Here is a 2,057-nt window from a genome sequence, read left to right as displayed (position 1 = left end):
TCCTGCTGGCTGTAAAGCGCTTCCAAATCAGCTGATAAAGCCGGAACAAATCCCTGGGCAGCTCATCCTTTACAAGCGCAGGAAGTCTGTTGATATCCGTAGGACGGATGGCTTCGTGCGCATCCTGAATCTTCTGTCCTGTCTTTTTTTCTGCGCTTTTTTCAGACTGATATTCCTCTCCATAACGGGATTTTATAAAGTCTGCCGCCTGAATCTCCGCTTCCTCAGACACACGGGTGGAATCCGTACGCAGATAGGTAATCAGACCCACAGTGCCCTCTCCCTTGATATCCACGCCCTCGTAGAGCTGCTGGGCGAGACGCATGGTTTTCTGGGTAGAAAAATTTAACACCTTGCTGGCTTCCTGCTGCAGTGTGGAGGTGGTAAAGGGCAGAGGGGCCTTCTTCATGCGCTCACCCTTTTTCACTTCTGCGACCCGATACTGGGCTCCCTCCAGGGATGCCATAACAGCATCCGCCTGTTCCTTGCTGGTAATGGACTGTCTGCCTTCTTCGGTGCCAAAATATTTTGCTGTAATGGGCTTCTTTTCACCCTTTACCTTTAAATTTACATCCAGGGACCAGTATTCCTCCGGAATAAACGCATTGATCTCTTCCTCTCTGTCGCAGATCAAGCGAAGCGCCACAGACTGCACTCTTCCGGCGCTTAAGCCCCTTTTAATCTTAGCCCAAAGCAGCGGGGAAATGCGGTAGCCCACCATTCTGTCCAACACCCGGCGGGCCTGCTGGGCGTCCACCAGATTCATATTGATCTCTCTTGCATTTTTCAAGGACTCCTTCACCGCATTCTTGGTGATCTCGTTAAAGGTAATGCGGTACACCTTCTTCCCTTCCAGCTTCAGGGCTGCCATCAAATGCCAGGAGATGGCCTCGCCCTCTCTGTCGGGGTCGGTTGCCAGATAAATTTTTTCCGCCTTCTTTACCTCCTTGCGGAGATTGGCAAGAATGTCCCCCTTTCCCCGGATCGTGATATACTTAGGCTCATAATCATGCTCCACATCAATCCCCAGCTGGCTTTTGGGAAGATCCCTCACATGTCCGTTGCTGGCCGCCACCTCATAGTTTGCTCCCAGAAATTTTTTGATTGTCTTCACCTTTGCCGGTGATTCCACGATCACTAAATACTTTGCCATGTCGCCGTCCCCTTACTCCATGTATTAACTGTGTTTCTTCTATTATATATATCTGATTCTCTCAACAATCGTGAACCACTATACACTAAATTCAGGGCGCTTGCAAGTTTTTTCAGAGATTTTTAATGAAACTTTCTTCTATTATTATATATAAAAGGGACAGAGCTGTTTTTTTATCGCAGCTCTGCCCTCATTAGTCTTACATCCTTCATTTACAAAATCACTGCATAGAGAGCAGCCGTACCTTAAGCCTTGCATACACGGGAAGCAGAATGATAACCGCCAAAACGCCGTGAACAGCCATTCCTCCAAGCGCCGCCAGACTCGCAGGCAGCACTTCCTCCAGTTCTCCGGTGAAAGCAAAAAGCCCCGACGTCATGGAGACAAATGAAAAAACAAGCACAAACAGCTCTGCCGCCACAGCCGCCGCCATGGCCAGCTTAACAGACAGCAGCGACCTCTCTATCTGCATTTTTGTTATCTGCTCCTGGTTCTTCAGGCTGTATACAAAGGAACGAAGAAAATCAGGCAAAAGTCCCGAAATCAACAGCATCAGCAAAGCCGTTCCATATACAGCTGAGGCGCTCACCGGTTCAGAAAACCAGAAGCCTGCATCCAAATGGTTGTCCATCAGATATCCAGCCAGGAATAAAAAGAGAAACAACAATGCTTCGCCCACAACAAGCAATAGGAAACGATATACATTTTTCGGTTTCTGAGACGGAGCATCCGCCTTTTCCACAATTTTGGCTCTCATAAAATCCCCTCCTGTTTCAATTTCTATTCAAAAAATTCCCTTCTAATCAAATATTTTTCTGCAGTTTTGTATAGAATAATTTCTTATTCTCAAATTGTTTTTATCAACTTATTTTCAAAATTATTATATAATAATTTTTTTTTTTTG

2 protein-coding genes are annotated in these 2,057 nt (G+C 46.4%); both read right to left on the bottom strand.

The genetic code is table 11. The features are described from left to right. Window positions 1-1,153, bottom strand: a 1,153-nt coding sequence (gene topA, locus AC1WIP_RS15070; RefSeq protein ID WP_481142598.1) for a type I DNA topoisomerase, incomplete at its 3' end; no start/stop codon positions are given. Window positions 1,154-1,373: 220 nt separating this feature from the next. Next, the gene (locus tag AC1WIP_RS15065; protein ID WP_481142597.1) at window positions 1,374-1,910 is read right to left on the bottom strand and encodes a hypothetical protein; all 537 of its coding nucleotides are present in this window, start codon (window positions 1,908-1,910) and stop codon (window positions 1,374-1,376) included. Between the last annotated feature and the right edge of the window lie 147 nt (window positions 1,911-2,057).

This window comes from Acetatifactor sp., from assembly GCF_982438285.1.
The sequence above is the reverse complement of the archived record's forward strand: the minus strand, read 5'-3'. Positions and strand labels throughout refer to the sequence as shown.

What these genes read in the sequence shown, in the direction of transcription:
- AC1WIP_RS15065 (WP_481142597.1), bottom strand. Translation starts at nt 1,910, where the DNA reads ATGAGAGCCAAAATTGTGGAAAAGGCGGATGCTCCGTCTCAGAAACCG.